This window comes from uncultured Roseovarius sp., from assembly GCF_913054395.1.
Lineage (GTDB): Bacteria > Pseudomonadota > Alphaproteobacteria > Rhodobacterales > Rhodobacteraceae > Roseovarius.
Genome location: NZ_CAJXIP010000199.1, coordinates 1 through 4,866 on the forward strand (window position 1 = coordinate 1; position 4,866 = coordinate 4,866).

Sequence of the window (4,866 nt, forward strand, 5' to 3'; positions counted from 1 at the left end):
CGCGCCCCAATTCGTTACTTGCCCTTGCCACCCCCAGAAGGACCGTTCGAGCGCCCCCCGCCCGAAGGATTTCCAGTGCCTGACGGCCACCCGCCCCCGTTGCCTTGTCCTTTGCCCATGATCGTAATCTCCTTCATGTGGTAATGAAATTATGAGGTGGCGATGCCGCGCTCCAAATTCAACCATGGATTGTAGTCCATTTCTGAACAGACTATTTCCGAGCATCATCCCCCTACCTCAATCGCAACGTCATGTAGGATGGATATCAACCCGACACCCCCCATGCGTCCCCCTTCCCCATCAGCCGCATTGGGCCTATACCGCATCCAGACAACATAACCTGGATTGACCACTATGCCCTGTGCCCTTTGCTCTGCTGATGCCCCGCTCACCTCTTTCAACGTCACCGGCGGCCCCGAGGGCGCCAGTGTCGAGATTTGCGGCACCTGCGAGGCGCAGATCAACGGCACACCCGAGCCCGACCACTGGCGCGCTCTGGCCTCTAGCATGTGGTCCGAAGACCCCGCGACGCAGGTGATGGCCGCCCGGATGCTGACCCGCCTGTCCGATCAGGACTGGGCCCGCGATCTTGCCGATCAGCTCTGGCTTGACGACGACACCCGCGCCTGGGCCGAGAACGTCCCGCAGGCCAGCGAACATAAAGACAGCAACGGTGTGGCCCTCGCACAGGGCGACACCGTGGTGCTGATCAAGGACCTGGTGGTCAAGGGCGCCAATTTCACCGCCAAGCGCGGCACCGCCGTGCATCGCATTTCGCTTGTCGCCGACAACCCCGCCCATATCGAAGGCCGGGTCGAAGGCCAGCGGATCGTGATCCTGACCGAATTCGTCAAAAAGCGCTAGGCGCGTCTAGTTGACCGCTTTTTCAAGCGTCTGACCGGCGTTCTGGATATCCCGGCCCGCCCCTTGGATGGTCTCACAGCCTGCCAGTCCCAAAATGGCAATAAGGCCGAGTGCAATCATGCGCATATTCGTGTCTCCGATCAGAGGTTTATGTGGTCTATATCCCGCGCGCCCCATGGAAACGAGCGAAAGTGATTTGGATCAAGGTAGCATGGGCGGAACTTCGCCATAAGGGCCTTGGACGCGTTTTATGCTCACGGAGGCCCGCATGTTGCGACTTGGTTTCATTCTGCACCTTTTCATCGGCTCGACCCTTGCCGGATCAGCCGTCATAGCGGCGCTGGTGATGGGGAAAGATACCATGACGCCGATCCTGATTGCCGCCGCCATCGGATTTGTCATCGCGTTTCCGGTGACGTGGATGGTGACCAGGGCGCTTTACGAAAACCGCTGATCAGCCAAGCCATGTCCGCACAGCCGCTTCGAATTCGCGGGGTTTCTCGGCATGAAGCCAATGCCCCGCGCCGGGGATCTTCGCGAATTGCGCGGCCGGGAAAAGCGCCTTGATCCGCGCGCGGTCCTCGCGTTTGACATACTCCGACAAGCCCCCCGACAGGAACAGGGTCTTGCCGTCGTACTGTGCCTCAATCTCTGGGAAACCAAGGATATGCGGCATCTCGCGCGCCAGCACATCAAGGTTCAGCAGCCAGCGCTTGTTCTTGACGTCCACCGCCTGAAGAAAGAACGGCACCAGATCCGGGTTATCCACCAGCGGCAGCAATTGATCCGCCGCGTCCGAGCGCTTGTTGACCCCGCTCAGGTCAACCGCCTGCATCGCCTTGATGTAATGGATTTGCGTATGCGCATAGGCCACCGGCGCGATATCGGCCACGATCAGGCGGTTCACAAGCTCGGGCCGTGTCAGTGCAAGCACCATCGCCGCCTTGCCGCCCATCGAATGGCCCAGCACATCGTAAGGCCCCTCAAGCGCCTCAAGAACCTCGGCCAGATCGCCGGCCATATCGGTATAGGAATGCGTCTCCCGCCAGGGGCTTGAGCCGTGATTGCGCATATCGACTGCGACCACGTGACGGGTATCGGAAAGCCGCTTGGCAATGACACCCCAATTGCGCCCCGAGCCATAAAGCCCGTGCACGATCAGCAATCCGGGCGCTTCGGTGCGCACGCCATGTTCGATCATATTCAACATGGCCCCTGAATATCGCCCCGACCCGCCAAGGACCAGCCCTATTGAGCGCTTGGCACAGAGCCGCTAGGCTTACACCAAGGAGACCGCCCACGTGATCAACACCCAGGAGTTCAACGCCCGTCTTGAAGGCCTGCAAACCTTGCTTCGCGAGCGGATGCGCCTGCGCGGGCGCACACTTGAGGCACAGCTGCGCCACGCCGGGCGGCGTCTACCCAAGCGGCAACGCCGGGCCGGCGCGATCATCCTTGGTGCGCAAGACTGGATGGCCCACCCCAAGCTTGCGCGGGTGTTGGACATCTCGCAGGTGAACACCGCCTTTGCCGACCTGCACGCCTATCTCGACGGCATCGACCCCAAGGAAGACCGCAAGACCGCGATCCTTCGGCTATTGGGCGGCATGGTTCTGAACCTCGCGCTGCTGGCGGGCGGGCTGATGCTTTTGCTGTGGTGGCAGGGGGCGCTTTAAGAGCGGTTCGACGAGATCTGATGAGTTAGGAATGCGCCGCCCGATAGGCATCAGATGCACAGTGAGCACACAGTTTAACTGAAGATTTATGTCGCGTCCTGCACAGCCTTTTCAGCATAAAATCGCTGATTTTCACCAAAGCGAAACAGCACCCCTTATCAAATTCAATATCGTGAATACATAACTCGGATGAGACGCGTATGAACCTCAGGAAAGGGCAGTAAATGAAAAACTTTGCATTGGGATTTGCCATAGCATCACTGACCGTTACGCCGGTGATCGCCGAGCATAACAACCCGTGGGCGACGCCGACGGATACGGTTCTGGCTCAATTCCATGAAGAAAATCAGGAAGTAAGCATCGACACCCCCGGCGAGGACGAGATGAACGGCCGACTGGTCCAGAACGTCAGCGCGAACGCAGGCGAGGGCTTGGGTGGATCGGACACAGGGGGTGGGTCTGGCCAAGGCGGCGGACAGGGCGGCGGCGGCCAAGGTGGCGGTGGCCAAGGTGGTGGTGGCCAAGGTGGCGGTGGTCGCGGCGGCTGAGCCTTCGACAAGACCTTTTAGAAACGCTACACCCGCGGATCACTTCGCGGGTGTTTTCGTTATTCGCCTCAAAGGTCGTTTGATTATCCCCTGCCTTGGCGCATCGCCGTCATGTGTCGCCGAGGGCGCAAACGCAAACCACACCCTACCCAATGAAAAATCCCGCGCGGCATGGGCCACGCGGGATTTTAGTTTACAAACGCTGTGGATCAGAGGTTCGGGTAAAGCGGGAAGCGGGCACAGAGAGCCGCGACTTCGGCCTTGACCTTGGCTTCGACCGCGCCGTTGCCCTCTTCGCCATTGGCGGCCAGACCATCGACCACTTCGATGATCCAATCCGCGATCTGGCGGAACTCGGCCTCGCCAAAACCACGGGTCGTGCCTGCGGGCGAGCCAAGACGGATACCGCTGGTGACGGTCGGCTTTTCGGGATCGAACGGCACGCCGTTCTTGTTGCAGGTGATATGCGCGCGACCCAATGCCTTGTCCACGATATTGCCGGTGACGCCTTTGGGGCGCAGGTCAACCAATACGACATGCGTGTCGGTGCCATGCGTGACCGTATCAAGGCCGCCCTTGATCAGCTGATCGGAAAGCGCCTGTGCGTTCTGGATCACCTGCTGGATGTAGCTTTTGAATTCCGGGCGCAGCGCCTCGCCAAAGGCAACCGCCTTGGCCGTAATCACATGCATCAGGGGGCCGCCCTGGATGCCGGGGAAAATCGCCGAGTTCACTTTCTTGGCGATATCGGCGTCATTGGTCAGGATCATGCCGCCCCGGGGACCGCGCAGGGTCTTGTGCGTGGTGGTGGTGGCCACATGGGCATGCGGGAAGGGCGAGGGGTGCTCGCCCGCCGCCACCAGACCGGCGAAATGGGCCATGTCCACATGCAGATAGGCGCCAACCTTGTCGGCGATGGCCCGGAAGCGGGCAAAGTCGATGATGCGCGGAATGGCAGAGCCGCCGGCAATGATCATTTTCGGCTGGTGTTCCACCGCCAGCGCCTCGACCTCGTCATAGTCGATCAGGCAGTCCTGCTGGCGTACGCCGTATTGCACTGCGTTGAACCATTTGCCGGACTGGTTCGGGGCCGCGCCATGGGTCAGGTGGCCGCCGGAGGCGAGGTTCATGCCGAGGATGGTGTCGCCGGGTTTCAGCAGCGCCTGAAACACACCCTGATTGGCCTGCGAGCCGGAATTGGGCTGCACATTGGCAAATTCACAGCCAAACAGCTGCTTGGCCCGGTCGATGGCGAGGTTTTCGGCCACGTCCACATATTGGCAGCCACCGTAGTAGCGGCGCCCGGGATAGCCCTCGGCGTATTTGTTGGTCAGCACCGATCCCTGCGCTTCCATCACGGCGACGGAGACGATGTTTTCCGATGCGATCAGTTCGATCTCGTCGCGCTGGCTACCCAGCTCGTTGGTGATCGAGCCAAACAGCTCCGGGTCGCGGGAGGCGAGGGATTCGGTGAAAAAGCCAGCATCACGGGTGGTGGACATGGGCATGTGCTCTAGATCAGGGGTTCGCGTTGATGCGGTTCCTAAAGGAAAGGTTGCTGTGTTGAAAGGTCTCAAAGCGACGCAAAACCTTGCCTGACCGCCGAAGATGGTGCAGGGGATAAACATATGACGCCATAGGAAACCTTTGGCGGGGCAGGGAAACCTGCTGGTGTTTGACTGGAGCTGGGACCGATATGTCCGAAAGAATCGCCTTTTTGGCCAGCAACGCGCCGGTGGCGCAAACCGCGCGGGCTGCGTTGATTGGCCGCTATGGCA

General features: G+C 60.3%; 7 protein-coding genes. 4 read left to right on the top strand and 3 right to left on the bottom strand.

Going from position 1 to position 4,866, the window contains the following annotated elements:
* Positions 1 to 354 precede the first annotated feature (354 nt).
* Entirely contained in the window at positions 355 to 864 is a 510-nt protein-coding gene (locus tag QZ522_RS17780) for an alkylphosphonate utilization protein (protein ID WP_294614735.1), read from the top strand.
* Between the two features lie 6 nt (positions 865 to 870).
* Here the strand turns inward: QZ522_RS17780 and QZ522_RS17785 are convergent, their stop codons facing one another.
* Positions 871 to 990, bottom strand: coding sequence for an entericidin A/B family lipoprotein (locus QZ522_RS17785; protein WP_294614736.1), 120 nt, complete (start codon positions 988 to 990; stop codon positions 871 to 873).
* Between the two features lie 142 nt (positions 991 to 1,132).
* On the opposite strand from QZ522_RS17785, the gene QZ522_RS17790 reads away from it, so the two are divergent.
* Entirely contained in the window at positions 1,133 to 1,318 is a 186-nt protein-coding gene (locus QZ522_RS17790) for a CTP synthetase (protein ID WP_294614738.1), read from the top strand.
* On the opposite strand, the gene QZ522_RS17795 is transcribed toward QZ522_RS17790, so the two are convergent.
* Entirely contained in the window at positions 1,319 to 2,074 is a 756-nt protein-coding gene (locus tag QZ522_RS17795; protein WP_294614740.1) for an alpha/beta fold hydrolase, read from the bottom strand.
* A 91-nt stretch (positions 2,075 to 2,165) separates the two neighbouring features.
* On the opposite strand from QZ522_RS17795, the gene QZ522_RS17800 reads away from it, so the two are divergent.
* Positions 2,166 to 2,540: a hypothetical protein gene (locus QZ522_RS17800; RefSeq protein ID WP_294614742.1), complete on the top strand. Its 375-nt coding sequence runs from the start codon at positions 2,166 to 2,168 to the stop codon at positions 2,538 to 2,540.
* A gap of 224 nt (positions 2,541 to 2,764) precedes the next feature.
* Positions 2,765 to 3,088: a hypothetical protein gene (locus tag QZ522_RS17805; protein WP_294614744.1), complete on the top strand. Its 324-nt coding sequence runs from the start codon at positions 2,765 to 2,767 to the stop codon at positions 3,086 to 3,088.
* Between the two features lie 209 nt (positions 3,089 to 3,297).
* Here QZ522_RS17805 and glyA read toward each other — a convergent pair whose 3' ends face one another.
* On the bottom strand, positions 3,298 to 4,596 hold the full coding sequence (gene glyA / locus QZ522_RS17810) for a serine hydroxymethyltransferase (protein WP_294614747.1): 1,299 nt from the start codon (positions 4,594 to 4,596) through the stop codon (positions 3,298 to 3,300).
* Positions 4,597 to 4,866: the final 270 nt, after the last annotated feature.